Raw genomic sequence first — 26,699 nt, 5'->3', positions numbered from 1 at the left:
TTCGAGCACTATTAGGGAGGCAGGGCGGATCGCTACAGGGCGTGAAGGGCGTACGAGTGGGGAGCGCGGGCGTACCCGCGCTGGGGTCCGCGCCGTCCCATCTTCCCGGCGCGTGCAAGACCGGCGGGCCGTTCGGTGCCGACCACTGCGCTTACATAAATGCAAACAAACTAAAGGCAGCTACTTGCAGCTTGGCGCAGCCTCGAGAGTACCGGGGATCTCCTCAACCGCCATCGGGAGGTGAGTTTCTGCGCCTGCGCCACCGCCGGCTCAGTGGCTGTTGAGCGGACATAGCCAGTGCTGCCTCCAGGACGTTACGGGTGCGCAGGGTGTGCGGGTGTTCGTCGCCCAGGATAAGGATGCGGTCATCATGGGTGCGCCGCAGCAGCTCGACCGCTTCGGCCTGCTCACCTGCTCTCGTCAAGGCCAGACCGAGGTTGTGGCTACTGGCCAGGGTATCGGGGTGCTCGGGGCCCAGGATCCGGGTGCGGTCCTTCAAGGTCTGTCGGTGCAGACGCACTGCCTCTGCGTGCTCGCCCATTCCGTCCAAGGCGAGACCGAGGCTGTCGCGGCTGGCCAGCGTGTGCGGATGCTCGTTACCCAGGATGCGGGCGTGGTCGTTGAGCACTTCCCACAACAGCTGGATGGCCTCTGTCTGCTCACCCGCCCTGGTCAGGGCGCTGGCGAGGTTGTGGCGGCTGAGCAGGGTGAGGCGGTGCTCGGGGCCCAGGACGCGGGTGCGGTCGTCAAGGGTGCGCCGGTGCAGGCGCACTGCCTCTGCGTGCTCGCCCATTCCGTCCAGGGCGAGACCGAGGCTGTCGCGGCTGGCCAGCGTGTGTGGATGCTCAGGGCCTAGGACACGGGTACGGTCGTTGAGCGTACGTCGCAGCAGACCCGCCGCCTCGGCATGCTCACCCGTCCCGTCTAAAGCGCAAGCGAGGTCGTGTCGGCTGGTCAACGTATCAGGATGCTCGGGGCCCAGGATGCGGGCGCGGTCCTCCAAGGTCTGCCGCAGCAGGCGTATTGCCTCGGCTGGCTCACCCCTTCCGAACAGGGCGTTGGCGAGGTTGTTACGGCTGGTCAAGGTGTCGGGGTGCTCGGGGCCCAGGGTACAGGCCTCGACGTCGAGGACCCGTTGGTGGAGCAGGTGCGCTGCACTGAAAGCGCCAGCCTTCTGCAGTATCTGCGCGGCGGCGTTGAGAGTGGTGCGGTGTTGTGTGGAGGTGCGTGGGTCCGCGTAGTCGAGCAGCAGCGGCAGGTGAGGGGTGAGGAGCACGGCTGCAGGCCAGCCAGCGCGCCCGCGTCGGCTGGCCTCGTGCGCAGCCGTGGTCAGACGCTCGGCAAGGGCCCGGTGCCACACGGTGAGATCGGAGGCATCGGCCGTGAGGGCGACAGCGTTGATCTCTCGGATCAAGGGATGCAGCATTACCTGCGCCGCATCACTGTTGCCCGACACTGGGCCGGTGCTGGCGGGAGAGTGGGGGAGACCGAGGAGGCCGTAGCGGTGCAGTCCGGCGAACGCGGCTTCAAGCGTCACCGGGGTGACGTCGTGTCCGGTAACGGCGGATAGCAGGTCCGGGGTAATCAAGGACAGTGGGATGGGTGCCTGGGCCAGCAGGGCCAGCAGTCGCAACAAGGGGCGGGCCAAGGCGTTGCCTTCCCCTGCGAGCTGGTCCAACGACAACTCCCAGGTGTGCCGCACCACGGTACGGGCGACGTGCGGATGGGAGGCACTCGAGTGCGCGGCTCCCAGCAAGTGCCGCAAATCCTCTTCCAGGGCCTGGTGATAGGAAGCAAAGGTGCGATAGCGACTGGTGGGCCCGGCCAAATAGGTGCCGGCCGCGTGCAACGCCAGCGGCATTCCACCCAGCCGCGCCGCCAGCTCGCGGGCCTGTTCGGCGCTGCCAGCCATGGGAGCAGCGTCCAGCAGGACCTGCCCCGCAGGCCACACGGGCAGCGGCTCCAGCCGCAGCAGCTGTGCGCATGGTCCCCAGGTCTGCTCGCTGCCATCCCGGCTGGTCACCACGAGCAGCCCCCGGCCGCACGGGCGGATCCAGCCGCGGTAGTCGGCCACCCGCTCCCCTGCCGGGCTGAGCTTGTGCGGCTCGTCGGCGTTGTCCACCACCAGCAGCCACCGCTGCACGCGGCTCAGCTGCCCCCAGACCGCATCCGGCAGGCTTACCTGTCCCGCCCGCGCGGCCTCAAGCTCCGCTTCGGGCAGGCCGCAGGCCAGCGCCGCCTGCACCATCTGCTGCGCCAGCTCCGCGCCGTCGCGCCAGCGCACCCAAAACACTCGGCAGCCCGCTGCCTCGGCCTGGACGGCCAGTTGCGCGGCCACCGTTGTCTTGCCCATGCCGCCGGCCGCGCATAGCACCGCGAATCGGCCTTGTGGCCGCCGCAGCATGCCGGCCAGCACGGCGAGTTCCGCCTCACGCCCCCGCACGAGCCCTACATGCGGAGGGTGCAGGGAAGCCTGCGGGCCTCGGGCCAGGCGGCTCACCGGTGCCAATGGCATTGGCGATCTTCCCGCGGTATCCAGCCGCCGGCCCCACAGCACCAGCCCGATGCTGGCCGCCACCAGTACGGCGAACACCGGCCAGATCACCCGCGCCTGCGCCGCCCAGCCAGGCACCGTGGTGCTGGCGTAGTTGGTTACCGGGCCAAGCACGGCCGCCACGATTGCGGCCGTACCTGCGACGGCCGACCCGACCCACGCGCCGCGCCTGCGCCCCATGGCCTGCCACCCCCGTTCATCGCCACCAGCATGCTCCCGCCTGGATCGTGTCTACGGGAGGTGGCGAATCAGGTGGTCATGATGCAGGCAGTGGTCCTGCTCCGGTTCGGCCGCCCGCTCGTAGCGGTCCAGTTTTCCCCTCCGGTCTCGCTGACGTCGGCGACTCATCGTCCGTGCTCCTCGTGACGTCGAAGCCGCTGCTTGGGCGCCGGCTTCCGCTGGTCTCCCCTGCGGACCCGTCGGAGTCATCGTCCTGCTCTACGCAACACCGCTCAGTCGCGTCGTCCGGCTCACCATCGACGACGTCAACAGCGACAGCAATCTCCTGCTGCCGCCGCTCGGCGAGCCCCCTCCCCGGTCCGCAGGCCTCTTGCTCCACTTCCCGGGCCGCAGGGCCGATGCACCCCGACACCCTCGCAGCCCTTATGAACGACCTCGGCATCCCCGCTGTCGCCAGCCGCTCAGCGGCCGCGTCCTGGAGATGCCTGCACCCCCTCGTTGCGGAGGGCTTCGGCTACCACCACGTCACCAAACCAGGCTCGCCTCCGAGACCGGAGACACCTCGAGCCGCTATGCAGCTGGTGAACACCCACCATCACCAAACAGGCTGGGTGTCACGGAGAAACCACGGCCGTTGAATACTTGAACTCGTCGGCCAATCCCCTTACAAAACGCTCCTGCGCTCCCAATACTGAGCTGGAAGGTTGGGTGAGGCACGGTATCGCTGCACGAGCTTCTCGAAATTCTGCCCTTCCAGTGGAGAAGCTTCGGTTCGGCGCCTGCAAATATACGGTTCTATGGCTTCCCATACCCGAGGAGGTGATCTGTGGAAGCAGGCGAGCACTAAGTCAAATTCCAGCAGGCGATGTTCAACGAGGACGCCAAGGACTTCAATCTGATCGTGCATTTGCCAGAAACTGTGAAAGTCGTCCGGGTTCAGGCTTGCAGGGTCAAATTGCTCGGGAGTGCCGAACTCGCCAGCCAGCAGGCGGTGTCGGAAGCTACGTGCCTCAGGGCTGTGATAGTTCTCCTGGAAGGAGAGCAATAGATTTATGTGACGCGCGTGGCGTGCTTCCTTGATCTGCGAGTAGGCAAAGAAGCCTGCGATGATCACTACAATAGCGCCGAGAGCAGAGCTGAGAGCACTGACGGCCGACCACACGTCCTCCATGGCGCCAAGTACAGCATCATCAGGGGCTGCAGGACCAGGGCGCCTCAACATGCAGTGTCTGTGCGATTCCAGCGCACAGCTGACATGATCACGATCGGCTCCCCTTGAGTCGCTGGCAAAACCGCCTCACATCCAAGGCTGAAAAGGGCCGGATTGGGTCTGGTAATCATGCACGGTCACCAGCGTCCGTGCATCCCGTGGGGAAGCGGCGACAGTGGAATAGGCGAGCTCACCAGTCGGCTACCCCCTGCTGGAGGAGGGCGAGGAGGAGCTGCACCTCGGCAGACGCGGTGATGGCCAGGGTGGTGATCTCGGGTTCACGTAGAGGCCGATAGCCGGTTCCCCTCGTCCACAGCGGTTCCCAGTACGTATCCGGGCCGTCGATAGTGGCTGGCGGGGCCACTGGTGCAGGGTGCGCAAGAGGAGGAGAACAGCACGAGGAACGGGGTCGTGAGGAGTCGCCGGGTTCGAGGGCGGTGTCCTGGTCGGTAAGGATGCCGGGGGTGGCATCGGTGATCGAGGCGTTCCCTTCGATCTCGGGGAAGGGCTCAAGGGAGAAGGCGTGAAAGCTGCTGGTAGGAATCACGGTGCGGAGCCTTGGACGAAGGAGACGACGTCCTCTATAGCTGGCTTGTAACCGTCGGAGGTGTCGACCTCCAGTGTGGGGACGTCGAGAGAGATCGGCGTGAAAGAGTCGAGCGAGCGTTCTCCTGAGGCCAGGGCCTCCAAGAGGTCGTGGTCCCCATGGGCTGCACGGTGATTGCTTTGCTGTACGCGGTCAGCGATCCGGTCGTGGGCAACGTCTGCTGGGGTGCTGCATCGGACGACGCGGATGTCAGCGAGGGGAGCGAGTGGTTCGAGGTTCGGTCGCCACAGCCGATCTTGGAACGCGGCTTCGACGACGATCGTCACGCCAGCACTCAGCATCACTCTCGTCACCTCGAAGAACGCCTCCAAGGTGGGGTAGTTGAGTGGATCGTCGCCCCCGGCCTGGTATCCAGGGGTGGCTTGGACCATGCCTTGTTTGATCTCGTCTCGGATGATGGCGGGGCATCCGAGCCTGCGGGCGAGTTGGTGGGCGAGCGTGGTCTTTCCCGTGCCCGGCGGTCCGCTGACGACAGCCAATGTCGGTGAGGTCATGACTCTTCCTGTAGGTTCCTGCTCCAGGCCTGCCCGAGAGTGGTGAGGACGACGTTCGTGTGGACGGGATTCGGTAGGAATCACCCCTCAGGGGGCCGTGCGGCAAGCCCGTCGGCTACGGAAGTAATAGCCGCGGTGTTGGCAGCAACATACTCGCGTAACGAGAGGGGCAGGAGGGCAAGGCGCCACACAGCCTCTTCCGTGAACGGAACCCGGACGATCTCGTACGAGCCGCGCTCAGGCTTGGAGAACTCCGTGCCCGGGCGGGCCGACGGATCGAAGCTGACCAGCCGAGCTGCGAAGATGTGCTGTACCCCCACGCTCTTCTCCAGAGTGTCGGTAACACCAGTCGGGGCGCGGTAATCGTGGCCCCAAGCTCCTCGAAGACTTCCCTGCGCAGGGCGTCCTCGATGGTCGCGTCGGATGCTTCGACTCCTCCACCGACAGTGACCCAATACGAGGCCTCGCCCGGCCTGGTCCTCTTCATCAGGATGAGCTCCTTTCCATCGAGCAAGATCACCCGGGCGCTGCGCTTGAGAATTCCAGGCATGGGCCGGCTCCTTCCGGTCACGGGTGATGGACCTGTCGTCCACGAGCCGCCGGGCCTGGGCGCCAGGCCCTCCGCCGTCTTCAAGACGGTTGCGGGAGGGGCTGGGGTAGGCAGGGGCGCAGTAGTTCCTCACCGTGGACGAATTCGAGCATGTTCGCCGCAGAGGCGCTGTTGGCAGGGAAGCGGTCTGCTTCCTCGAAGCGGTGGGTGTAGTAGTCGATGATCTCCATCCTGATGGTGACAGGGGCTCTTCTCGCTCCGAGACGGTCGTGAAGATCAGAAGATGGGCGGCCTGCCCGCTGTGGTGAGCCGGGCGACCGTTCGCCAGCTCATCGGTGACCGGGTGCCGGGGTCCTTGCGGAGTCCCTCCTGGAAGCCGGCGAGTGAGGCGCGCAGGGCGTTGCGATCGCGGAAGCGCCACAGGGTGATCAGGGTCCAGGTGGCGAGGTTGAGGGGGATCAAGGGGGCGGGGAGGTTGCGGCGGGCGAGCCAGACGCGGTTGCGGGCGTTGAGCCGGTAGAAGCGCTCGTGGCGTGCCGGGTTGGTCGCGGGGTGGTGGACGATGATGTCGGGCGTGTAGAGGCCGGTGTGACCGTGGTTCCACAGCCTCCAGGCGAGGTCGATGCCCTCGTGGAAGAGGAAGAAATGTCCGGGCCACCGACCGCTGAGTTCGAAGGCGCTGCGGCGGACCATCACGACTCCTTCGGCCATGACGGTCACGGTGCCCGATCGGGTGGCGTCGCCGGCGCGCAGCCGAGGAACCCACCGGCGCAGGGTGACGCCTGTGTCGGGGTCGGCGATACGGGGCTGTACGTAGGCCAGGTGCGGGTCGGGTTCCATCGCGGCGGCGAGGCGGGCCAGTGCGTCGGTGGTGGGGATGACGGCGTCGTTGTCGAAGAAGAAGATGAAGTCACCCTTTACGTTCTCGGCGCCGACATTCCGGCCCTCGGGAATGCCCACGTTCTCGGGCAATGCGACGGTCCGTACACCGTCCGGTACCTGGGCGGGCTCGCATCCGTTTCCAACCACGACGATGTCGAGGTCCACACCTTCCTGGGCGAGGAGCGAGGCCATGGCCCGGGAGAACTCCTCGGGGCGGTCGTTCATCGTCAGGACGACGGCGCCGATCGTGGGGCGCGGTGCTCCGGTGCTCACGGGCTGGACCCTTCTGCTGGTGCGGATCACGGACGTGGGACGCGGGCACGCCATCGTCGCGTCATCTGGCGGATGCCTCACCGTAATGCACTGGATCCGGCCCTCGGGGCGATCTGGGATCGGTGACGAGGGCGGTGACGCTGGCCTGTACGGCGGTGATCAGGCTGGTACGGATGTCTGGGGAGTCCTGCCGGGGCTGACGGTCGAGGAGGCAGCCAGGCGACGGCGCGCACCGGCCCCGGCCGGCCCCGGCGTGCCGCCCGGGGATTACAGTCTCCACATCCTCGAGTGCCCGGTACCGGTGCCCGGCGGACCACAGGCCATCCCCGTAGGCGACCGGGTTGTCGATCGTCACGGTGATCTCCATTCGTCGGGCCTGACGGCGCGCTCAGGTAGTGGCTGGTGGGGCCGCGGGGGTCTGGTGCAGGGTGCGCAAGGAGGAGGAGAACAGCACGAGGAACGGGGTCGTGAGGGCGAGGGTGCCGAGAGCGAGGGTGTTCCACAGGCCGAGCCAGGTGCCGGATGCTCCGGCGAGCAGGGCGCCGTAGGTGATCCATTGGCCGGTGGCGAGCATGCGGCCCTGCATGCCGGGATCGCACACGGCCTGGCGGATGCTGCGCTGGGTCGAGCCCTGTGCGGTGGAGGCCGCGAGCTGGACGAACAGGCCCGCGGCGACGGCCATCTGCCCAGGCCGACCGGGCTCCACCAGCAGGAGCGGCAGTTCGGTGATGGGGAGGACGGCCAGGGCGGTCAGCATGACCCGGGCCGGCCCGTACCGGTTCACGAGCGGGCGGACGGCGAGTGCGCCGGCGACCCCGCCGAGCGCGGCCACGCTCAGCAGCGTGCCCAGCGCGGTCGCGGAGTAGTGGAGTTCGCGCAGCAGGTACACCGACCACACGGTAGTCAGGACGGCGAAGCCTGCCGTGAACGCGGTGCCGGTCAGCAACAGTGGCCGGATCGTGGGGTGGCGCACCACCTACAGCACCCCGTCCTTGATCTCGCCGCGCAAGGTGGCCGTCTTCGCGGACCGGTCCGGGGTGGGTTCCGGCGTGCGGATGCTGCTGAGTAACAGGGCGCACAGTAGGTAGGAGGCGACGTCGAGGTAGACGGCGCGGGCCGCACCGAGGACGGCGACGACCGCGCCGCCGAGCTGGGCACCGGCGCTGTCGGCCAAGGACGAGACGGCACCGGCATGCGCGTTCGCCTCCAGCAGCCGGGCGCGGGGCAGCAGGGACGGCAGGTAGCTGATGCGGGCAGTAGAGCCGAACACGATGGCTGTCGCATCGACCAGCGCCACTGCGAACAGCAGCTCCAGCGACAGGCGGCCGGTGGCATCGGCCAAGGGGACGACCGCGAGGGCCGCGCCGGAGACGAGGGTCGCGCCGATCATCGTGGGTCGTTTACGATACCGGTCGGCCAAGGCCCCGGCGGGAAGGGAGAACAGCAGCGGCGGCAGGCGCTCGGCGAACGCCAGCAGCGAGACCTCCCACACCGAGGCGTGCAGCGCAACGACGGCGATCAGGGGCAGGGCCACGGACGTGACGCCGCTGCCCACGAGGTCCACCGCGTTCGCGCTCCAGTACCGGACGAAGTCCCGGTGCCGCCACAGACTGCCCTCTCCCGCCGGGGCGCTGCTCATCGCGCGTCGCTCCTTTCCGCCGCATCGCCCATCTGGCGCTGGCCGGGCAGGGCGGTGTCCTGGAACTGGGCACGCTGCATCTCGTACAGGCCCCGGAACACGCCGCCCGGCATGTTCAGCAGCTCCTCGAAGGTGCCGCTTTCGCGGAGCTCGCCCTTGTCCAGGACGTGGATGAGGTCGGCGTGCCGTACGGAGGCGAGACGGTGGGTAATCAGGACGACGGTCTGCCCGCCGTCGGCCAGCTTGCGGATCTGGTCGAACACCTCCAGCTCCGCCCTGGCATCGAGCGCCGAGGTGGGTTCGTCGACGATGAGGATGTCGGCGTCGCGGTAGCGGGCGCGGGCGATGCCGATCTTCTGCCACTGGCCGCCGGAAATCTGCTGCCCGCCCTTGTAGCCCTTGTTCAAGAGCGTGTCCCAGCCGCGCGGCAGCTCGGCCACGACCTTGTCGGCGCCCGCGTAGGCGGCGGCCTCCTCCAGGGCTTCTTGATCCAGAGGGCGTTCGGGCTGACCGATGGCGATGTTCATGCGGCAGGTGAACGGCCACCGGTGAAAGTCCTGACTGACCATCCCCACCCGCGACCACAACTGCGCCCGGTCCAGGGCGCGGGCGTCGATGCCGTCCCACAGGATGCTGCCGTCGTCCGGCTGGTAGAGGCCCGCCAGCAACTTGGCCACCGTGGTCTTGCCGGAACCGTTCTCACCGACCAACGCCACGATCTTCCCGATGGGCACCTCCAGGGTGACGCCCTTCAACGCCGGCCGCTGCTCCTCCGTCTCTTCCGTCTCCTTCCTCTCTTCCGTCTCCTTAGCCTTCTGTGGCTCGTCGCCATCGTCGGGGTAGTGGAAGGTGACGTTCTCGAAGCGGATCCGCGACAGGTCCTCGGGAACGGGGGCACCACCGATGGGGATGGTGTACTTCGCTGCCTCCTGGAAGAGACGTTCGAGGTCGCCGACGTAGGCGGACTCTTCGTAGAGGTTGTTGACCTGCAGGACGAGGGTGGTCAGGCTCTGCCCGCCGCTTCGGATGGCCAGGACGGCGGTGCCCGCGATCGACAGGGACATCGCGCCAGTGGCCAGCAGGACTCCGAGGCAGGCGTAGGTGAGGGCGGCGGCGATGCCGGTCAGAGCGGAGGCGACCAGGCGCACGCGGGCGCGGCTGGCGGCGAGGCGGGACTGCTCGGTCTCGGACGCCTCTGACATGCCCCGGAAGTGGTGGAGGAGGAGCGGGCCGACGTCGTGGACGCGGATCTCCGGGGCCGGGCCGGTGCGCATCAGGGTCTGTGCCAGCAGCCGTCCGGCGCGCGAGTGCTGCATCCATTGCAGGTAGCTGGCGTAGCGGGCACGGGCGTTGCGCAGCGATGCCCAGGAGCGGGGCATGGTCATCAGCACAAGCAGGGGGAGCAGCGCGGGGTGCAGGACGGTCAGGACGCCTGCGGCGGCCACGAACGAGACCAGGGAGCCGACGACCCCGGTGCAGATGTTGACCATGCGCCGAGCTGCCCCGGAGCCGTATTGGGCGGAGTCCATCAGCCGGTTGAAGTCGGCGTTCTCGATCGCCGACAACTCCACGCGGGCGACGTGGGAGAGGTACATCTCGGTGGCGACGCGTTCGACCTTGGGCTCCAGCCGGCCCGTGCCGGCGGTGGAGGCGGCGTTGGCGAGGGCGGCGATGATCCCGGTGATCGCGACGCCGATCATGGCGGGGATCGCGGCCTGCACCCGGTGCCCGATCGTGCCCGTCGCCAACACGGTGGCCAGCACGGAGTTGACCGCGATCAGCCCGATGGCCTGGCTGATGCCGCGAATCAACTCACCCGTACCGACGGTCCACAGGGCACGCCGGTCGGCACGCCAGGCCACACGCACGGTGAACGCGACCAGGCGCGGCAGCTGGGCGGCCATGGTCCACAGCGACATCTCGAAGAATGCGCCATGGTGCTCGGCCCACCGTGCGTTGTACAGCAGCGGTCCGCCGAACAGCAGCTTCTCCGACTCCGACCCCTCACCCACCTCGGGTACTGTGATCGGCTTGCTGCGTTTGAGTTTCACGCGGTGTCTCCCGTGGTGGTGGGCCAGCCGTTCAGAGAAAGCAGGGCACCGGAGCAGAACTGGCTGAGGACAGCTGCGGTGTAGGGCACGCAGTCCGCCGGGGGCTGCCCGGGGTTGGCCCACACCAGCGCCGAGCACTTGCTTGGCTCCCGGTTGCGTGGCTCCCCCGACCACCGCTGAGTTGTGAAGACCACCCCCACGCGGCCCTCGCCGTCGGGGGAGCGGTGATGCATCAGGTGGCAGAACTCCAGGTCGGCGGGCGCGATGCCGACACCGACTTCCTCACCGACCTCGCGCACGGCCCCCGCGATGAAGGTTTCGCCGTCCTCGAGGTGACCGCCGGGCGGGGCGAGGAGTCCGGAGGCGTACACGTTTCCGGCACGACGCAGCAGCAGGACACGACCATCGCTGCGGTGCAGCAGGACCATGACGTCGACGACGCTCTTGTAGCGGGTCTGGTGGCTCACACCGGCCTCCTCGTGCTGCGTGTGGCTGGGGCAGTGAACGGCTGGCATTCGAACAGCAAGGGCCCCCTCGTGTCGCTCGTACGGCAGATGGGACGGTGATGCACTTCGCCTCCTCGTTGACGCATGGATCGGACGAGTGATCGGAAAAACGACCCCCGATCGGGGCCCGTCACGGCCATCCGGGGGGTGCTACTTCGCGCAAGAATTCGATGGATCGTCAATGGGGCCGCGACTTTGGGGCGAGGGCGGGTTGGCGCCTTGTGTGATTCACTCGCCCGTGGTCGCTCACCCGTTCCGGTACTTGTGTTGCTGACGGAAACAGAGGGCCGCCTCCGTCCGCCCGCTCGTTTCCGGGCAGACGGCGGTTACGGCTTTGCAGATGGACGGGTGAGTGGGCGCGACGCGCCGCCCGTCGGCCCGTGCCGGCTTCAGCGGTGTTGAACGGGCCGCACCTTCTGCCTTTCGTCGTCCGGTCTACGAGCCCCGGTCCGAGGGCTTTGCTCGCCTTCGTCGATCCTCGCGGGGCGGGCGTAGACGCCCAGCTGCCAGGCCCGGCGGATGGCGTGGCCTGGGGTGCGGGCGTTGAGCTTGGCCATGAGGTACCTATGGTCGTACTCCACCTGCCGGCGGGTGACGACGAACGGCTGACGCAGCTTGCCCAGTGGAGAGCGGCGGCGTAGGAGGAGAGCACGTTCAGCTCCCCGGGCGTCAGCACGGGACGCTCCCCGCCTGCGGGGGTGGGAAGCGGGAAGTCAGGATGTTGGTGCGCGGCATGGATCAAAGCGGCGGTACGCCCGGGGACGCGCAGGACCCGTGATGCTGCCTGGAGCAGGCGCTGGACTTCCTGTCACGTGATGCCCATGTCTTCGGCGACGCCCGCATGGAGGCTGCCGAGGGCGAGCAGGGTGACGGCCACGCGCTGCCGCGGCTCCAGCAACGAGGTCGTCCGTAGCGCCTCCAGCTCGTGCTCTTCACTGTCGGGGAAGCGGTAGTTCAGGGCGAGGAACGGATCGGTGTGCACCGGGTGCTGGAGCCGGGACGCGACGGTGGCCATGCTCATTCCTGCTCTGCTTCCGCCAGGGCCTCGGCCACGGTCACGTTGATCAGCAGGGAGAGGGTGGCCGAGAAAGGGTGGCCCACGACGATGTCGATTTCGCTGTCGGGGCGCTTGATGACGCCGAGCACGACGCGGTGGTCCTGTAAGGCGTGGCCGTGCACGGTGTGAAGGTGGTGCACGGTGACGCGCAGGCGGGTGGCGCAGTAGTTGGCGTTGGCCGCGATGTTCGCGGAGCCGCCGAGGAGGACGAGGAGTTCAGCGGCGGCCTGAGTGGAGGTGTTCATCGTGGTGGTCACCGGTGCCCCCACAGGTGAACGGCGGTGTCGATCTCGGCGAAGGGGATGTGTTCCTGTTCGCGCCAGTAGGAGTCGGCGCTGAGGTGGGTGAGCAGGTGGGCCAGGCTCATCTGGTGGTCGAGCCACGTGCCGGGCCGGCGCAGGGCCCGTTTGGTCGTGGTGGGCAGGCGCCGGTGGTGGCGGTCGAGCGCCACCCGCCACTCGTGCACGAGCTCGCCGGGCACGGAGCGGTGCGTGGGGTCGGTGATGTACGTGCGGATCTGCTCGATGGCCTGGCTCAGCTCGTCGTCGATCCTGGGCGACGGCGGGGCGGCCAAGGCCAGGAGCAGTTCCCGGTCCGCGGCCTCGTCGGCCGGCACTCCAGCTTTCGATCTCAGTCCGGGTGACGGGGGGACACGTCAGTGACCCGTTGACTGGATTCTGGGTTCGCTACCGCCGTTTCGCGGGCCCGGTCGGTGGCGCCGTGGTCCAGCGTCGGCTTGTCCGACGACTCGTACGGCTCCGCCTGCGCGGTGGTGGACACGTCGTTCTCCGGCATTTCCTACCTTGCTCTGTGTGCTTGGACGACGCCCGGGATTTCCCACACGCACTTGGCGTGCTGGCCCTGTCCATCGACTGCGTGCTGGTCAGGGGGTGCGTTCGGTGGCAGTGACGAAGCAGCGGCGCAGGCTGTCGCTCCTCCAGTCGCAGTGGAGTTCGAGTCCCGCTTTCCAACTGAGTCGCATCATGATGTTCACGACATTCGCGGCCATGAGACGGCCTGTCGGGTCGTAGACCGGGCGGCCATTTTGGGTCGCGGGCGTGGTGACCCAGCCTTCTCGCCCCGAGACCCGGACGAACAGCGGACCTTCGGTCCGGCCCGCGGCATGCAGGCTGGAGAGGAGGCGCTGGGCGGCTTCGACTGCGCATGTGGCGGGGTCGGCCGTGCGTGGTGCGAAAACCACTTCGCGCTGCTGGGAGTGTTGCCGGCAGATCGTGACGTGCATGCCGTGGTCGGTGATGGTGATATCGGTGACGTCCAGAGCAACCAGTTTGGTGACGGTCGCATCGCAGGCGTGTCCGAGCAGGAGCAGGCCGGCACTGCGCCATGCGGCATGGTGGGCTCCGGCGGAGACCGACCAGCACAGCCCGAAGGGCGACCGGAAGGGCGGCCGCTTCTGCGGAAACAGACTCAGGCATCACTGCCTCCTTGTTCGTCACCGTCCAGGGTCTGATCAGCCTAAATGCTGAGCAGGCGGCGCTCATCCCGGTATTCGCCTCACTGGGCTCGGCCAGCGTGGCTGTGCGCCTGGCGCATGGGCTTTCACCCGAGCGGGGCGCAAAGGCGATCCTCCCTGTCGGGAGGTACTCCATGCCGCGTAGAACCCGCTTCCGATGCTTTCTTCCTGGGCGCCCCGAGCTGGCCACTGGGGATGATCGTGCAGAGAGCCCCCGCCCTGCTCGAGGCGGAGGTGTGGCTTGTTCGGTGCGCGAGATCGGGGCAGTCTGCCGAGCCGTGAAGGTGGCGGAAGGCCCCGGTGAGGCGTTCCAACACGGGTGCAGGCTCCACTGCCGGATGACGGTGATGTCGGCTGAGCAGTGGGCCACCCGCCGGCCAAACAGCTGGGTGGCTCAGTACGGCTCCGCGAGCTCCTCGCCGATGACACCGACTCCATAACCCCGAAGCTGCAGCAGCAGAGGCGCCCCAGGGGCGTGAAGCGGATCACCGTCGCCGTGCTGCGGTCCCTGTGGAGTCCCGCATCCCCAGATGCCGTCAGCATTCCGCTGCCGCCGAACCCGCGCAGGCTGCACTCCTACCCGGCCACGTGAAAGCAGCAGCTACGCCAGTCGCCTGCGCGCCTGCAGTGGAACCTCGAGCGCAACCCGCACCTCGAGCCGCTGCAGTACCGTTCATTGCAGTCCGGCCTCACCGGTGAGGCCGCCCGGCCCCACGCCGACGAGTGGATCGTCGCCGTAGGAACAGCCGTCCCCCCTTTCCGAAAGGCTCCTCCACCACCTGTGCGAACGACCACCCCCGAACACCCGCTCCTCGCGGCCGTCCGCAACAGCGACACCAAGGCAGTGGTGGCCCTGCTCCAGGAGGAGTACGGAACCGCCCACGCGAGAGGCCCGCATGTCGCAGCCGCCCTGCGTCTGGCCGCGGACGCCCTCGACCACCGGGTCCTCGATGCCCTGCTGAAGCTGGCCGACCTCGACGCGCTGGACCTGGACGGCATCGACGCCGACGGCCGCACGCCTTTGCTGCGTGCCGTCGACCGAGGCGCCCACGACATCGCCACCGCCCTGCACTTCGCCGGGGCCGACCCCCGGGTCACGGGCCGCGAGGGCCGCGACGCCCTCGCACTGGCCCGCCACTGGCACACCACCGGCCTCGGCGCGGGCGTCTACCGCCGGACCGTGCGCGACGGCAACAACGAGATCTGCCGCGAGCTGACGATCGGCGGGCAGACCGTCCGCGACGGCCACACCGCGATCCTCACCCACCTGGAATGGTGCTGCGGAATCGCCACGCCCTTCGCCGAACTGCTGGACCGCGCCATGGCAGAGCCCGAGGTCGACCACCCGGTGTGGGGCGCGGCCGTCGTCGCGGCCGCCGGACGCAAGGGCCCGGCGCTGCCGCCCGTCTGGGACGCGGCCGCCGCTCTTCGCCACCACCCCGATCCGCTGGCGCGCTACTTCGGCGCGGAGGTGCTGCGCTGCATCAACCTCTACGACGAAAGCGGTGAGGACGAGGAACCTCCCTTCGACAGCCCGCTCGTCGACCTTTTCCTCCCCTGGGTGGAGCAGGAGGAGGACCCCCGCGTGATGCGGCCCCTCGCCGGCGGACTGGCCGAGGCCATGGACCCCCGTGCCGAGAAGCCGCTGCCCGTCCTCATCCGTCACCCCGATGCTCAGGTCCGGTCCTGGGCGATCGGCGGCCTGCACTGGCAGATCCGGCAGGCAAATACCGACGCCCTGGCCGCCGTCCTCGCCTGTACCCGGGACACGGACGCCCAGGTCCGGGAAGTCGCTTGCCGTGCCCTCCGCGGGGCCCAGGCCGACGACCCTGCCCCCTGCGATGCCCTGGCTGCCTGCCTCTCCGACTCCGAGGAGGCCGTACGGGTCACCGCCGCGGTGCAGCTGGCTCTTCGCGACGACCACCGCGGTGACGCACTGCTGGACGCCCTCGACGGTACAGTCGACCAGACGTCGCCGTACTACTGGCCGCTGTACGACGTGTGGCGGCACCGCCGGGACTGGTGAGCCGGGCACAGCGAGGAGTCGCCAAGGGGCACGGGGCGGACTCGCAGCCACGATGCCTCGGCCGGCCCGTGAGATCCTTTTCATCATGTTCGAGAGCGAGCTCAGCCAGCGGGCGATAGCAAGCGTCGAGGCCCACGTTCGCGGCTTCTTCACCGGCCATGTGATCACGGTTGCCGACTACGACCTGGGACCCGGCCGAAGGAAAGCAGTTCCAGACCTGAGGATCCTCACCGTCAGCCCGGGACCAAGAGCTGACAGCTGGTCCTACATCACCGCCGGCTGCTGGTCCACGGCAGAGACGGACGGCCACGGCCTCGAATTCGTCCTCACCGCGCCCGTCCGCGACGAACGTTTCGCCGATCTCCTGGCCATGACCGCCTACTACCACGCTGATCACGACCTCGATCTCGAGCACAGCCTGCCTATCGGGGAGCCGTGGCTGCCCGGGTCCCACTGCCACCGCCTGCTCATCAGCCTTCCCTACCTTCACGGCCCTGACCTGGAGCACTGTCCGCTGCCTGACGGTCATGCCCGCATCCTCTGGGTTCTGCCGGTCACCGCAGCCGAGGTGGCATACCGCCGACAGCACGGCCACGAAGCCCTTGAACAGCTCTTCGACGAGCACGCGATCGTCCCGACCGATCCGAGGCGTCCATCCGTCGCCTGAACCTTGCGGGCGCAGTCTGGGCACAAGCGGCAACCGGGAAGTCCTCCAGTGCCGTCAAAGCTCGTCGGCATGCCGAAGCACAGTGATCAACAACTGCTGCTCAAAGCCACGACAAACGCTGTCCGTTTTCATGAGCGAAGCCATCGCCGCCCGGGCCGAGGGCAAACGTGATACCTCGTTCCAGTTCCTCGACTAACCTCGCGAGGTTGTTATTCACGTGTTCAGGAGGAGATCGTCATGGCCCGGCCGTTCCCGCCCATCGAACCGTACGTTCACGGATTCCTCGATGTCGGCGACGGTAACCAGATCTACTGGGAGACGAGCGGCAACCCCAAGGGAAAGGCGGCTCTGTGTGTGCACGGCGGCCCCGGTAGCGGGGGGCACCGCGGAAGTCGCAAGATGTTCGATCCCGAGACATACCGGATCGTCCTGTTCGACCAGCGTGGCTGTGGTGAGAGCCGGCCTCACGCCTCCGACCCGACCGTCAGCCTCGATCACAACACCACCCGCCACCTCATCAACGACATGGAGCGGCTACGCGAGCACTTGGGCATCGAGCGCTGGCTCCTCTACGGCGGCTCCTGGGGCTCGACGCTGATTCTCGCCTATGCCGAGCGCTACCCCGAGCGGGTCTCCGAGATCGTCATCGCCGGCGTCACCATGACCAGGCCCGAGGAGACCGATTGGCTCTACCGCGGCGTCGGACGCTTGCTGCCAGGCCCCTGGGAAGCGTTCCGCGACGCACTGCCGGAGGCAGACCGAGGCGGCAATCTCGTGGCCGCCTACAACCGGCTGATGAACAGCACGGAAGAGGCAGTCCGGGTCAAGGCCGCGCGGGACTGGTGTGCTTGGGAGGACGCCGTCATCGCCCACGAGGCACTCGGTAAGCCCGGCGCATACAGCGACAAGCCCGACGACGCGCTGATGGCCTTCGTCCGGATCTGCGCGCACTACTTCGCGAACGACGCCTGGCTCGAGGACGGGCAACTCCTGCGCGACGCGGGCCGACTGGCCGGGATCCCGGCGGTGCTGATTCACGGCCGGCTCGACCTGGGGAGCCCGCTGAAGACCGCATGGGAGCTGGCCAAGGCGTGGCCGGACGCGGAGCTGAAGGTTATCGACGACTCGGGCCATACGGGCAGTGCCGCGATGCAGGACGCGATCCTTGAGGCGACTGGGCGGTTCGGCAGGAACGGGAGGTGACTGGCTCCGCATCGTGTTGCTTCCTCGACGAAGAAGAGTGCCGAAGAAGGGGACAGTGCATGGCCGGAATAACCCCCTCCCGCCAGTAGTCCAGGGCATGCGCTCCGGCTGCTGCCCCGACCTCCCGCGCCCGCCGCCGACGGCACCGTGGGCCGCCACCTGATCCACACCCACCACTACAACGACGTCATCGACGACGACGGCAACCACATCTCCGCCAGCGAACTCCGCGAGGTGCCCTGGGTCGCCATCCCACCGGTCGTCCGCCTCCAGGCGCGTCCAGCACTCCCGGTACGGCCGGGAGGACAGCACCTCCCGGCCGGTGCCTCCAGCAGGTTGACACCACCAGCAGGGCCGGCACCGTATGAGCGGCCTCCGTCGTGCCTCGGCTGCGCCGTCGCGCCCGCTGCTGGAGCGCCGCGAAATCCAGATCGACGACCAGACCCTCACTGATGCCGACGGCCTCGACGAACTCGGTGAAGGTGGCCGTGACGTCGACGCCGCGCATGGACGGGAGCAGCACCGTGCCCGAGCGGATGAACGCCAGGCACCGGTAGCTGTCCGCTTTCAGCATCTGGCGTGGCCGGCCCCGGGAACGCCTCGTCACTCCTTGGCGACCCAGCCCCCAAGGTTGTTCACGTTGGTGGCCGCCGCTCGCCGCCGCATAGCCTCCGGGGAGCCCAGCACGCTAGGCGGCAGGTACCCGGACCGGACGCCCAGCTCCCACCCGTGTACCTGAACGGCAAGGGCGGCCAGGGCAAGGGCGCCGAGCGGCAGCAGGGTCCGGGGGGCGGGGTCAGGTCCCGCGCTGTCCCGGTGCTCGGTGAGCCGCGCCACAAGGGCCTGCTCGAAGGCATGTTGGTCATCGTCGAGGAGCACGCGAAGAAGACGCTGGTCCGGGGTCAGCGAGCCGACTGTGTCCAGGTGCCGGGCGGCCTCGGCGCGCTCGTCGGCGGTCGGCTTGCGCAGGGGGACGGTGGGCCAGTCGCGGGGCAGGTGCCCATCCGCCTCGGTCAGGTACCGGCACAGTGCGTCCATCGCCGCGAGGTCCGCCGGATCGGAGGTCGAGGTCAGCTTCGAGTACGGCACTCCGTCGCGGATCGCGGGCGCGCAGCTGCCCCTCAGCAGCAGACCAATCGCCTGCTGCCATTCCCACATCAGCCCGCTGACCAGGCACGTCTCGAATGTGTCGAGCCACGTCCTGGCGGTCGGGGCCTCCTTGACGACGTCCCTGAAAGCTATGTCCTCACTGCTGAGGCCCTCGCCGATGAGAGGAAAGGAGATCTCCTGGTCACCATTGGGCCAGCAGCCGACGCTCAGCACACCCATGGAGCACTCCGCCGCGGTCCGCAGCACGGTGCGCGATGCCTCGTCGAGCGCGAGGTCTTCCATGGTGCGGGCGGCGATGTGGTCGAGGAGTTCGTCACGCATCTCCTGCAGCTTCTCCGGGGACGGGTCGTCGTAGTACATCCCGTGCCACCGCCGCCGGGTCCGTCCGCTGATGTCGTCGAGCGCCTGCGCTATGGACTCGTCGCTGACCTTGTGGCGTGTCACTTCCTGCACGGCTACCGTCCCCTCGTGATCTTCCCAGCCGGAGCCGGCACGTTATCAACGGGCTCTGACACTGCCCATCCGGGCAGTGGGGACGGTAATGGCAATGATCAGGTGGTCTCGGTCCCGCAGCCAGGAGGGGGCTGCTCCCGGCGGCGGCCACAGGCCGCGAGGACGACGCCAGGTGACGCGCGTAAATATCGCGGGCAGTGTCCGGCCACGCCTCGGTGAGCCCGCAGCTGGAGAAGAATGCCGTGCGGCTGTCGCGGTCATCGCCGTGCTCGGCCAGCAGCCCCATCCCATCCTGGCGGCCCCGGTCTCCTGGGCCCGGCGCGCGAACTCGGACATCAGCGCGCGGCCGGCGCCCGACCGACGGTGCCCTTTGGTCACGGCGATGAAGCCGATCCACGCGTGCGGGCGGGGAAGACCCAGTTCATCCAGCGCATGTACGGGGGGTATCGCCGAGATGCGGGTCAAAGGGGCAATGAGTTGATCTTGAAGCGCTGAGCACCTCGGTCCGTCACCCGTTCGGCTCGGTGTCGTTGGGCGTGATGTTGTCGTCTGGGGCCCGGGGCGGGAATATCGAGCGGACCGCGTACCCGCGGTTTAAGCGGCTGATCGCCGCGCATGAGCTGCATCTATTCTTCTCGCCGACTCGTGATGATCTTCAATGGGCGGCGGATGTCACGGATGGTGACGAGCATCTGCTGGCCCTACTGTTGATGCTGAAGTCGTACCAGCGCATGGGCTGCTTTCCCTCGCTGGAGGAAGTCCCGGAGCAGGTGGTGGAGTTCGTACGGCGGCAGGTTGAGCTGTCGGAGGGCACGCTGCCGCTGTACCGGGCGGAGCGGACCGCCAAGCACCACCGGGGCCTGGTCCGCAAGAAGGTCGGCGTGAAGTACGACCAGGGCGAGGCCCGGCGGATCGCCGAGCGGTCGATCCGCAAGGAGGCCGAAGCGAAGAACCGGCCCGCGGATCTCATCAACATCGCGCTGGAGAAGGTCGTAGAGGCCGGGCTGGAACTGCCCGGGTTCTCCACCTTCGACAAGATGGCCTCGAAGATCCGCACCGAGGTGAACGCCTCGATCCGCGAAGGCATCCACGACCGCATGAGCCCCGTTCAGCGGGCCGGGCTGTTTCGGCTACTGGAGGAGCGCGACAGCGACGGCACGACGCTGTTCAACCGGTTGAAGAAGCCTGCCAAGGGGCCGACCTGGTCGCACTTCAAGAACCTGGCCAAGCGCCTGGAGTGGGTCGATGAGCTCGGCGACACGTCGGTGTGGATGGAGTCGGTCGCCACGGGGAAGATGACCGACTTCGCTGAGGAGGCGGACGCGGCGGACGCCTCGGAGCTGCGGGACTACGCGCCCATCAAGCAGATCGCGCTGATCGCGTGTCTGACGCACAAGGCGAGGATGCGGGTCCGAGACGACCTGGCGACGATGTTCTGCAAGCGCGTCGCGACGAAGATCAAGAAGGCCAAGGAGGAGCTGGAGGAGATCCGGCTCGCCGAACGGGAGATCGTTGAGGCCCTGATCGGGAACTACCGCACCGTGCTCAAGAACATCGACGCCGACGGCCCCGCCCAGGAGGCCGTTCAGAAGGCCGCGGCTATGACCGCGGAGGTCCGCCACGCCCTGGAGGGCCTGGACGACGAGGCGCCGGTGGACGAGGTCGCCCAGCGCTTGGACGGCAAGGTATCTCCGGCGGTCCTGGCGATGGCCAAGGCCCTGGTGGTGCAGGCCGGCGGGCTCGGCGCCGTCATCAAGGCGGTGGAGGAGCTCGGCGGGTTCGCGGGGCAGTACGAGCAGATCGAGAAGGTCTCGGCCCATCACGGCAACTTCCGGGAGGTGCTGCTGTACGGGCAGATCGGCCGGGACCGCGCGGTGATGTTCGACCTGGCCGAGAAGCTGGAGTTCACCGAGACATCCGAGGACCGGCGGGTGCTGGACGCGCTCGCGCACGCGATGCGGCACCGACACGCCCGCGGCGAGTACATCACCGCCTTCGACGAGGAGGGCAAGGAGGTGGACATCTCCTTCGCCACTCAGAACTGGCGCAAGGCCGTGGTCGACAAAACCCGGACGGGGCAGTTCGTGCGCAAGCACTTCGAGGCGATGGTCTTCACCGCACTCGCCGAGGAACTGCGCACCGGCGATGTCGCGGTGGTCGGCTCGGAAGAGTACGCGGACTGGTCCAAGCAGCTGCTGGACTGGGAGGTGGTGAAGGAGAAGCTGGGCTCCTACCTGGTCGAGGTCGGCCTGTGCGAGGAGGGTGAGACCGCCGCGTTCGACGCAGTCTCCTTCCGTCGGCAGCTGGAGGACAAGCTCACCGCAGCCGCCGCGGCGGCGGACGCCGGGTACCCGGACAACGAGGGTCTGGTGATCGACCCGGAGACCGGTATCCCGTCGCTGAAGCCGCACCGCTCGGAGGGGCAACGGCCCTCGGCCAGGCGCCTGGAGCAGGAGGTCAAGGCCCGGATGCTGGAGCGCTCGCTCATGGGGATCGTGGCCCGGACCGCCTACTGGGTGGACTGGTGACAGCGCTTCGGCCCCGCCTCCGGCAGCGAGCCGAAGCTGGACGATTCGTTCGGCCGTTACGTCATCACGACGTTCGTCAAGGGCACCAACATGGGCCCGTACGAGGCCGCCCGGCACATCCCCGGAGTCTCCGGCCACGAGCTGGCGTACACGGCGAACCGCCACTTTCCATCGTGCTGCTGAACGAGGCGATGGCCGACCTGGTCAACGCGCATGCCCGCCTGGACATCTCCCAGGCGTGGGGCGACGGCACCACGGTGGCCGCCGACGGCACCCACATGGACACCTACCTCGACAACCTGCTCGCCGAGACGTCCATCCGGTACGGCAAGCCGGGCGGCATCGCCTACCACCACATCTCCGACACCTACGTCGCACTGTTCACGCACTTCATCCCGTGCGGGTATGGGAAGCCGTCTACATCATCGAGGGCCTGCTCAAGAACTCCTCCGAGGTCAAGCCCACCACCGTGCACGCGGACACCCAGGGCCAGTCCCAGCCGGTGTTCGCGCTCGCGCACCTGCTGGGCTTCGACCTCATGCCCAGGATCAGGAACTGGAAGGGCCTGACCTTCTACCGCCCAGCAAGACCATCGAGTACGTGCACATCGACGCGCTGTTCGGCGAGACCGGGAAGAACGTCATGGACTGGCACTTGATCGAGTCCCAGTTCCGGCACCTGATGAAGGTCGCCCTCTCCGTACGGGAGGGGGCGATCTCCTCGTCCACGCTGCTCAAGCGGCTGCGCTCGGGCTCCAAGAGGAACGCCACCAACGCCGCCTTCCGCGAGGTCGGCCGCGTGATCCGCACCCGTCCAGCTGCTGCGCTACCTCTCCGATCCGGCGCTTCGCCGGCGGGTGACCGCGGCGACGAACAAGACCGAAGCATTCAACGGCTTCTCGCAGTGGATCGGCTTCGGCAACCGCGGGGTCATCGCGGACAACGACCCGGTCGAGCAGGAGAAGGCGATGAAGTTCAACGCCCTGCTCACGAACGCGGTTATTTTTCACAACGCCCCGGACATCGCGGAGATCGTCCGCCAGCTCCTGGAAGAGGGCTGGACGATCGAGCCGGAGGACCTGGCCCGCATCTCGCCGTACCTGACCGAGCACATCAACCGGTTCGGCGAGTACTCCACACACGAGCTCGGCATCCAGCCCGACGCGTACGACCCGAAGCTGGACGTCGACTTCACCCAGCTCCGCGACGAGAACGTGCCCGCCGAAGGCTTCGGCCAGGCGGCCTGAGCTCAGCGTCGGCGGAGGGCGATCGCCACGCCGAGCGCGGTGGCCAGCGCCGAGGCCATCCCGCCCACGGCTCCGATCGGACCGGCCAGCGAGGGGTGGACCATGCAGAGGTAGAGCGTGGCGCCCAGGACCAGGACGACGACGATTCCCAGCACCAGGAGCAGCACGGGGTCCGTGCCCGAGGGCTGCGGAGCCGACGGCGGGGGCTGGTTGGTGGTGGCGGACATGGGAGATTTCCTCCTTTGGGTGGGCCTGTGGACTGTCCGCAGGCGGAAGATGGGGCATAAGAGGCCCCGCGCCCCTTGCGTGCTGGGGTGCTAGACGGACGGCAGAGTGCGAGGCACGGGCGGGGTTAGGCCCGACACGGCGGTCGGCTCATCGCCCAGCAGACGCCGCCTTCTTCCGGGGCCTGCGCGGCTGCATGATGGCGGTGCGCTTGTACTGGTGGGTCTTGGTGAAGCCGAGCGGGGCGAGGGGGGCTTTGATGTAGTGCTCGCGTCGCTCGACAAGCCCGAGGGCGATCAGCTTCTTCAGCCCGCGGTCATGGGTGTCGGCGGACCAGCCGTACCACTCGCGGGCCTTCTCTGAGGGGAAGGCCGACCAGTTCTTCTCGCGGGCGACGACCAGGAAGAGGGCCAGGCCGGACAAGTCCAGGCTCTCGTCACGGCCCGTCGTCCAGAACGCGGCCGGGATCTGGAGATAGCGGTTCGCCTCGGTCTTGCCGTCGGGGCGGTCGTACGGCCTCCCACTGCCGTCCTCGCGCATGAGGGTGACCGTGATCATGGTCCCGCTGCGGCAGCAGTCGATCAGCTTGCGCTCACGCAGCCGGAGCAGGGCCCGCCAGGCGCCGGTACGGGCGGACTGGTCGGTCGCGTTCTCGTGGATGTCCATCAGCCGCGCCCACACCGCGCTGTCGTGCGTGGTCGACCATCCGTTGTCCCCGTTGCTGCACGCAGCCACGATGAGCAGGTAAGCCTTCAGGCCCCGCAGATCCCTCCCGGTCACGAAGTCCTTCAGGGGCCCGTGCCGACTGTCGCCCCCCGCGTTCGCCTGCACGAAGGTCTTGCGCAGTGGCACGTTGGCCCGAACCGAGCGGGTGAGGACCGCCGTACGCGTGTCCCGCCCTGTCGCGGTGGCTTCCTGCTGCATGTCCCGCTCGGCGGGCGTCGTCGTTTTCATGTCTCAGACGCTAGCCACCCTGACGTCGCAGCATCAAAGGGCTTAGCCGTCTGAAGGGTGCCGCGCCAGCTGATGATCATGGACGTGCCAGCGGTTCTTGTGATAGCTCAATGAAAGCTCCATGTGACAGATCCAGTGAGAGTTCCGTGACAAGTCAACATGGGATAACGGGTAAAACATGTCTCGGCACCGCACCCCGCACGCGCCATCGCGACCGTTGCCGCACGACGGCGGGAGAGACCGACCAGTTCGCTGCCTGGCACGCCGAACCGGATTCCCGTTCCCCGGCCCGGCCCTCAACCGTCTGCAACACGAGCCCGTAAACAGCCCACTGAGCCCCCTTCAGGAGCGGCCGGGCAGCGGGCTCGCGCGCGGCGGCGCTCAGCGGTGCCGACAACCTCGCGGCGGCCCAGGAATGGGTGAACGAACTCCAGATTGGCGACACCTCGACCGCCTGATCATCCTTGGTGAAGGCCGTCGCGCTCCGTGCTCGCAGAAATGAGTAGTTCTGAGAGGTCACGAACCCCCACCGGACCTTGTCCGGTTTGCCCCTGATCTTCGTTCTCACGACCTCTCACAAAACAGCTTTCGCGCAATGCCCCTCGCGGTGGGTTCTGCGACATGCCAGAGCCTGTCGAACCGGCCGCCGCCGTCGAACAGTTTGACTGCCCCACCTGTGAGGTGCCCGCTGGAAGCACCTGCCGCACCCGCGGCGGCAAGGTCGCCCCGAAGTACCACACCCCCCGCTTCATGCTCGTCCCCCCAGCTCCGCGCCGAACTCGAAGTCCGCCCCCCCTGCCGACCGCGGCCCCGGCCGCGTGTGGGAGAGGGGACCGGCGATCGACGTCGCAGTGCCCAAGGCCACCACGAAGCCCACGAGAGTGGGCTATGCCCGGTGCAGTACCGCCCAGCAAGAGCTCCAGAGCCAGCTCGACGCCCTCGAAGAGGCAAGCTGCGACCCGGTCTTCTCCGAGAAGATCAGCACGCGCGTCAAGGTCCGGCCCGAGTTCGTCAAGGCGATGGACTTCGCCCGCACCATCAAGAAGGCCGCCCCCCACCAGCGGGTGATCTTCACCGTGCGCGCGACCGGCACGGCGGACGTCCCAAGGTCGTCGACGACGACATGGCCGCCTACGCCCGATCCCTGCGGGCCAACGGCGTCCCCGTCCCCGAGATCGCCCGCAAACTCGTCATCACCTCGGGCAAGAACCAGGGCAAGCGCCCCTCGGTCGCCACCGTCTACCGCATCCTCGCCGATGACGGCGCGATCGACAGTGCCGAGTAACCGGGAGGCTCAGGGTTTCAAGATCAGCTCATTGCCCCTTTGACCCGTATCTCGGCGATACCCCTACGGGGTCGTGCAGGTGGGTCGCCGGCGCCACCTCCAGCTGGCCGACGGCGTCGCTGTCCTTGGTCACTGCCACCAGCATCGGGATCAGCGTGGTGAACACCTATCCGTTGTGGAAGTCAGTCCTGGGTGCCCACGGCAGATGAAGACGACTTCCCTGATTGAGCGTGTTCAAGCCTCGGGGGAGGCGCGTCGCCCCCAGGCACCCCCCTGACCGCATCAGTCGACGACCCAGCTGCCGGGGCCGGCTGACGCTGGCCCCGGCAGGCAGGGCCCATGCCGGGCGAGACGTGGACTGGGGCTTCTAGCCCTCCGCGCGGACCTGGTCGGCCTGCATCCCCTTCTGCCCCTGGACAGCCACGAAGGTGACCTTCTGGCCCTCCTTCAGGCCCTTGAATCCGCTCCCCTCGATCGCCCGGAAGTGGACGAACAGGTCGGGGCCGGATTCCGGCGTGATGAAGCCATATCCCTTTTCATCGTTGAACCACTTCACAGTGCCGGCCTGGCGCTCTGTCATGTCTTCCCTCAGCTCAGGAACAGGGGGTCATCATCGTCTTCGGTGAAACACCGAGACGATCTTGACACCCAGGGGACCCTGCCGACGGGGAAACGGCTCGGAATCAGCCCCAGGACGGGTCGACTCCTGCGTCGCGAGCCAGTTCCATCGCTCAGCAGCAGGCTGTCAGCGCCCCAGCACTCCCCATAGGTCTGAACATAGGAACTTGACGGGGGAAGGACGTTCGCGGAGAGTCTGGCGCGGGCCAGCCTGTCGGCTTCCAGCCTACGGGGAGCTTCGCCCGGCCGCCCTGGAACCGGGTGACCGTCGCGATGGAGGCCACGGTCCCAACTCTTGAACGTAGACGAACTATTGGCTTTGCGGCGGCCCTTGGACAAGGTCGCGCTATTGCCATAACCACCGCAGTGGCACGAGGTTCTCGGACTGGCCATCACCGAGGAGCAGGCTCGGCTCGCTGCTTGCCGGGGATGGTGCTACCCGTCCGCATGTGATCGCACTGTTGCGTGTGCCGGTGGAACGCGACGCCCACGGCCATGCCGACGGCCGGAAAGAACTGACGTCCCTGGACGGACTGCTGAGTGGTACTCCAGCTGTACTCCTCGCACCCCTGCACCGCGCGGAGCATCATGCGGGTTCCGTACCCCTGGTGCTGGTAGGCGGCGGTGACACGGATCTGGCTGACCAGGCCCAGGCAGCACCGCGCACATGCCCTCCACTCCAGGCGCGCGAAGTCGTACCCGTCTTCGCGTCGGCAGACCCGTAGCTGCTGGGCGCTGGCTGGGGTGACCGGCGGCGCGTACAGCCACAGGTCTCCGTGCGCGCGCTCCGCTTGGCGCCTGCGGAGGACGTCGGCGATCCGGGACCACACTGTGTCCACCTCCTGAAACCCCTGCGGCGTGCGACGCTGCCGCCGTGTGGACCCCGCCTGGTGCACGGCGCGGGAGA

At 67.9% G+C, this 26,699-nt stretch carries 28 protein-coding genes and 5 pseudogenes; 10 read left to right on the top strand and 23 right to left on the bottom strand.

The window, feature by feature from the left end:
- Positions 1-223: 223 nt before the first annotated feature.
- The 16 genes and pseudogenes from fxsT to ACIGXW_RS13145 form a co-directional block, all read right to left on the bottom strand.
- On the bottom strand, positions 224-2,677 hold the full coding sequence (gene fxsT, locus ACIGXW_RS13220) for an FxSxx-COOH system tetratricopeptide repeat protein (protein WP_399572760.1): 2,454 nt from the start codon (positions 2,675-2,677) through the stop codon (positions 224-226).
- 721 nt (positions 2,678-3,398) lie between these two features.
- Positions 3,399-3,905, bottom strand: a complete 507-nt coding sequence (locus ACIGXW_RS13215) for a hypothetical protein (RefSeq protein ID WP_399572758.1) — start codon at positions 3,903-3,905, stop codon at positions 3,399-3,401.
- Between the two features lie 229 nt (positions 3,906-4,134).
- Positions 4,135-4,491: a hypothetical protein gene (locus ACIGXW_RS13210; RefSeq protein WP_399572756.1), complete on the bottom strand. Its 357-nt coding sequence runs from the start codon at positions 4,489-4,491 to the stop codon at positions 4,135-4,137.
- On the bottom strand, positions 4,488-5,045 hold the full coding sequence (locus ACIGXW_RS13205; protein ID WP_399572754.1) for an AAA family ATPase: 558 nt from the start codon (positions 5,043-5,045) through the stop codon (positions 4,488-4,490). Before ACIGXW_RS13205 ends, ACIGXW_RS13210 begins: the two co-directional genes overlap by 4 nt.
- 80 nt (positions 5,046-5,125) lie before the next feature.
- Positions 5,126-5,595: pseudogene (locus tag ACIGXW_RS13200) on the bottom strand (NUDIX domain-containing protein).
- Between the two features lie 80 nt (positions 5,596-5,675).
- On the bottom strand, positions 5,676-5,825 hold the full coding sequence (locus ACIGXW_RS13195; protein WP_399572752.1) for a hypothetical protein: 150 nt from the start codon (positions 5,823-5,825) through the stop codon (positions 5,676-5,678).
- A 46-nt stretch (positions 5,826-5,871) separates the two neighbouring features.
- Positions 5,872-6,750, bottom strand: a complete 879-nt coding sequence (locus ACIGXW_RS13190; RefSeq protein WP_399572750.1) for a glycosyltransferase family 2 protein — start codon at positions 6,748-6,750, stop codon at positions 5,872-5,874.
- 388 nt (positions 6,751-7,138) lie between these two features.
- On the bottom strand, positions 7,139-7,726 hold the full coding sequence (locus tag ACIGXW_RS13185) for a hypothetical protein (protein WP_399572748.1): 588 nt from the start codon (positions 7,724-7,726) through the stop codon (positions 7,139-7,141).
- A complete protein-coding gene (locus ACIGXW_RS13180; protein WP_399572746.1) occupies positions 7,727-8,389 on the bottom strand; it encodes an MFS transporter in 663 nt (220 codons plus the stop codon).
- Positions 8,386-10,440 (bottom strand): ABC transporter ATP-binding protein, encoded by a 2,055-nt coding sequence (locus tag ACIGXW_RS13175; protein ID WP_399572744.1) that lies wholly within the window; start codon positions 10,438-10,440, stop codon positions 8,386-8,388. Before ACIGXW_RS13175 ends, ACIGXW_RS13180 begins: the two co-directional genes overlap by 4 nt.
- The gene (locus ACIGXW_RS13170; protein WP_399572742.1) at positions 10,437-10,907 is read right to left on the bottom strand and encodes an NUDIX domain-containing protein; all 471 of its coding nucleotides are present in this window, start codon (positions 10,905-10,907) and stop codon (positions 10,437-10,439) included. Before ACIGXW_RS13170 ends, ACIGXW_RS13175 begins: the two co-directional genes overlap by 4 nt.
- Before the next feature lie 847 nt (positions 10,908-11,754).
- A complete protein-coding gene (locus ACIGXW_RS13165; protein WP_399572740.1) occupies positions 11,755-11,961 on the bottom strand; it encodes a hypothetical protein in 207 nt (68 codons plus the stop codon).
- Positions 11,962-11,963: 2 nt separating this feature from the next.
- The gene (locus ACIGXW_RS13160) at positions 11,964-12,260 is read right to left on the bottom strand and encodes a PTS transporter subunit EIIB (RefSeq protein ID WP_399572738.1); all 297 of its coding nucleotides are present in this window, start codon (positions 12,258-12,260) and stop codon (positions 11,964-11,966) included.
- The gene (locus ACIGXW_RS13155; protein ID WP_399572736.1) at positions 12,257-12,619 is read right to left on the bottom strand and encodes a hypothetical protein; all 363 of its coding nucleotides are present in this window, start codon (positions 12,617-12,619) and stop codon (positions 12,257-12,259) included. The genes ACIGXW_RS13160 and ACIGXW_RS13155 overlap by 4 nt, the downstream gene beginning before the upstream one ends.
- A 14-nt stretch (positions 12,620-12,633) precedes the next feature.
- Entirely contained in the window at positions 12,634-12,798 is a 165-nt protein-coding gene (locus ACIGXW_RS13150; protein WP_399572734.1) for a hypothetical protein, read from the bottom strand.
- Between the two features lie 88 nt (positions 12,799-12,886).
- The gene (locus ACIGXW_RS13145; protein ID WP_399572732.1) at positions 12,887-13,246 is read right to left on the bottom strand and encodes a hypothetical protein; all 360 of its coding nucleotides are present in this window, start codon (positions 13,244-13,246) and stop codon (positions 12,887-12,889) included.
- An 838-nt stretch (positions 13,247-14,084) separates the two neighbouring features.
- Between ACIGXW_RS13145 and ACIGXW_RS13140 the strand changes: the two are divergent.
- From ACIGXW_RS13140 to pip, 4 genes and pseudogenes are all read left to right on the top strand, one after another.
- Positions 14,085-14,207, top strand: a pseudogene (locus ACIGXW_RS13140) (DUF4291 family protein); the annotation flags it as partial.
- 51 nt (positions 14,208-14,258) lie between these two features.
- On the top strand, positions 14,259-15,503 hold the full coding sequence (locus ACIGXW_RS13135) for a HEAT repeat domain-containing protein (protein ID WP_399572730.1): 1,245 nt from the start codon (positions 14,259-14,261) through the stop codon (positions 15,501-15,503).
- Positions 15,504-15,588: 85 nt separating this feature from the next.
- Complete coding sequence (locus ACIGXW_RS13130) at positions 15,589-16,170, top strand: suppressor of fused domain protein (protein ID WP_399572728.1); 582 nt, start codon at positions 15,589-15,591, stop codon at positions 16,168-16,170.
- 237 nt (positions 16,171-16,407) lie between these two features.
- Positions 16,408-17,373 carry a prolyl aminopeptidase gene (gene pip, locus ACIGXW_RS13125; RefSeq protein ID WP_399572726.1) on the top strand — a complete coding sequence of 322 codons (966 nt, stop codon included), beginning with the start codon at positions 16,408-16,410 and terminating at the stop codon, positions 17,371-17,373.
- Positions 17,374-17,976: 603 nt separating this feature from the next.
- Here the strand turns inward: pip and ACIGXW_RS13120 are convergent.
- Both ACIGXW_RS13120 and ACIGXW_RS13115 read right to left on the bottom strand, forming a co-directional pair.
- Positions 17,977-18,936: an immunity 49 family protein gene (locus ACIGXW_RS13120; RefSeq protein ID WP_399572724.1), complete on the bottom strand. Its 960-nt coding sequence runs from the start codon at positions 18,934-18,936 to the stop codon at positions 17,977-17,979.
- Between the two features lie 45 nt (positions 18,937-18,981).
- A complete protein-coding gene (locus tag ACIGXW_RS13115) occupies positions 18,982-19,401 on the bottom strand; it encodes a GNAT family N-acetyltransferase (protein WP_399572722.1) in 420 nt (139 codons plus the stop codon).
- A 74-nt stretch (positions 19,402-19,475) separates the two neighbouring features.
- Between ACIGXW_RS13115 and ACIGXW_RS13110 the strand changes: the two genes are divergently transcribed.
- From ACIGXW_RS13110 to ACIGXW_RS13095, 4 genes and pseudogenes are all read left to right on the top strand, one after another.
- On the top strand, positions 19,476-21,464 hold the full coding sequence (locus ACIGXW_RS13110; protein WP_399572720.1) for a DUF4158 domain-containing protein: 1,989 nt from the start codon (positions 19,476-19,478) through the stop codon (positions 21,462-21,464).
- A gap of 15 nt (positions 21,465-21,479) precedes the next feature.
- Positions 21,480-21,647 (top strand): annotated as a pseudogene (locus ACIGXW_RS13105) (Tn3 family transposase); the annotation flags it as partial.
- A gap of 8 nt (positions 21,648-21,655) precedes the next feature.
- A pseudogene (locus ACIGXW_RS13100) lies at positions 21,656-22,214 on the top strand (Tn3 family transposase); the annotation flags it as partial.
- A 67-nt stretch (positions 22,215-22,281) separates the two neighbouring features.
- Positions 22,282-22,710, top strand: coding sequence for a Tn3 family transposase (locus ACIGXW_RS13095; RefSeq protein ID WP_399573505.1), 429 nt, complete (start codon positions 22,282-22,284; stop codon positions 22,708-22,710).
- A 2-nt stretch (positions 22,711-22,712) separates the two neighbouring features.
- Here the strand turns inward: ACIGXW_RS13095 and ACIGXW_RS13090 are convergent, their stop codons facing one another.
- The gene (locus ACIGXW_RS13090) at positions 22,713-22,937 is read right to left on the bottom strand and encodes a hypothetical protein (protein WP_399573520.1); all 225 of its coding nucleotides are present in this window, start codon (positions 22,935-22,937) and stop codon (positions 22,713-22,715) included.
- 148 nt (positions 22,938-23,085) lie between these two features.
- On the bottom strand, positions 23,086-23,889 hold the full coding sequence (locus ACIGXW_RS13085) for a hypothetical protein (RefSeq protein WP_399572718.1): 804 nt from the start codon (positions 23,887-23,889) through the stop codon (positions 23,086-23,088).
- A gap of 818 nt (positions 23,890-24,707) precedes the next feature.
- Between ACIGXW_RS13085 and ACIGXW_RS13080 the strand changes: the two are divergent.
- Both ACIGXW_RS13080 and ACIGXW_RS13075 read left to right on the top strand, forming a co-directional pair.
- Positions 24,708-24,866, top strand: a pseudogene (locus ACIGXW_RS13080) (recombinase family protein); the annotation flags it as partial.
- Positions 24,867-25,012: 146 nt separating this feature from the next.
- Positions 25,013-25,174, top strand: coding sequence for a hypothetical protein (locus ACIGXW_RS13075; protein WP_399573519.1), 162 nt, complete (start codon positions 25,013-25,015; stop codon positions 25,172-25,174).
- A 28-nt stretch (positions 25,175-25,202) separates the two neighbouring features.
- Here ACIGXW_RS13075 and ACIGXW_RS13070 read toward each other — a convergent pair whose 3' ends face one another.
- From ACIGXW_RS13070 to ACIGXW_RS13060, 3 genes are all read right to left on the bottom strand, one after another.
- Positions 25,203-25,340: a hypothetical protein gene (locus ACIGXW_RS13070; protein ID WP_399572717.1), complete on the bottom strand. Its 138-nt coding sequence runs from the start codon at positions 25,338-25,340 to the stop codon at positions 25,203-25,205.
- Positions 25,341-25,541: 201 nt separating this feature from the next.
- Positions 25,542-25,754 (bottom strand): cold-shock protein, encoded by a 213-nt coding sequence (locus ACIGXW_RS13065; protein WP_399572714.1) that lies wholly within the window; start codon positions 25,752-25,754, stop codon positions 25,542-25,544.
- 430 nt (positions 25,755-26,184) lie between these two features.
- Positions 26,185-26,631, bottom strand: coding sequence for a hypothetical protein (locus ACIGXW_RS13060; protein ID WP_399572713.1), 447 nt, complete (start codon positions 26,629-26,631; stop codon positions 26,185-26,187).
- Between the last annotated feature and the right edge of the window lie 68 nt (positions 26,632-26,699).

The organism is Streptomyces sp. NPDC053079 (assembly GCF_044546695.1).
Lineage (GTDB): Bacteria > Actinomycetota > Actinomycetes > Streptomycetales > Streptomycetaceae > Streptomyces.
Note: the sequence above shows the minus strand (reverse complement) of the source record. Positions and strands in the feature narration are given on the sequence as shown.

Coding starts and splice junctions, on each gene's coding strand:
- ACIGXW_RS13215 (WP_399572758.1), bottom strand. CDS start 3,905: ATGGAGGACGTGTGGTCGGCCGTCAGTGCTCTCAGCTCTGCTCTCGGC.
- ACIGXW_RS13205 (WP_399572754.1), bottom strand. CDS start 5,045: ATGACCTCACCGACATTGGCTGTCGTCAGCGGACCGCCGGGCACGGGA.
- ACIGXW_RS13195 (WP_399572752.1), bottom strand. CDS start 5,825: ATGGAGATCATCGACTACTACACCCACCGCTTCGAGGAAGCAGACCGC.
- ACIGXW_RS13180 (WP_399572746.1), bottom strand. CDS start 8,389: ATGAGCAGCGCCCCGGCGGGAGAGGGCAGTCTGTGGCGGCACCGGGAC.
- ACIGXW_RS13165 (WP_399572740.1), bottom strand. CDS start 11,961: ATGGCCACCGTCGCGTCCCGGCTCCAGCACCCGGTGCACACCGATCCG.
- ACIGXW_RS13150 (WP_399572734.1), bottom strand. CDS start 12,798: ATGCCGGAGAACGACGTGTCCACCACCGCGCAGGCGGAGCCGTACGAG.
- ACIGXW_RS13145 (WP_399572732.1), bottom strand. CDS start 13,246: ATGCACGTCACGATCTGCCGGCAACACTCCCAGCAGCGCGAAGTGGTT.
- ACIGXW_RS13130 (WP_399572728.1), top strand. CDS start 15,589: ATGTTCGAGAGCGAGCTCAGCCAGCGGGCGATAGCAAGCGTCGAGGCC.
- pip (WP_399572726.1), top strand. CDS start 16,408: ATGGCCCGGCCGTTCCCGCCCATCGAACCGTACGTTCACGGATTCCTC.
- ACIGXW_RS13110 (WP_399572720.1), top strand. CDS start 19,476: ATGTTGTCGTCTGGGGCCCGGGGCGGGAATATCGAGCGGACCGCGTAC.
- ACIGXW_RS13090 (WP_399573520.1), bottom strand. CDS start 22,937: ATGTCCGCCACCACCAACCAGCCCCCGCCGTCGGCTCCGCAGCCCTCG.
- ACIGXW_RS13085 (WP_399572718.1), bottom strand. CDS start 23,889: ATGAAAACGACGACGCCCGCCGAGCGGGACATGCAGCAGGAAGCCACC.
- ACIGXW_RS13075 (WP_399573519.1), top strand. CDS start 25,013: ATGGCCGCCTACGCCCGATCCCTGCGGGCCAACGGCGTCCCCGTCCCC.
- ACIGXW_RS13065 (WP_399572714.1), bottom strand. CDS start 25,754: ATGACAGAGCGCCAGGCCGGCACTGTGAAGTGGTTCAACGATGAAAAG.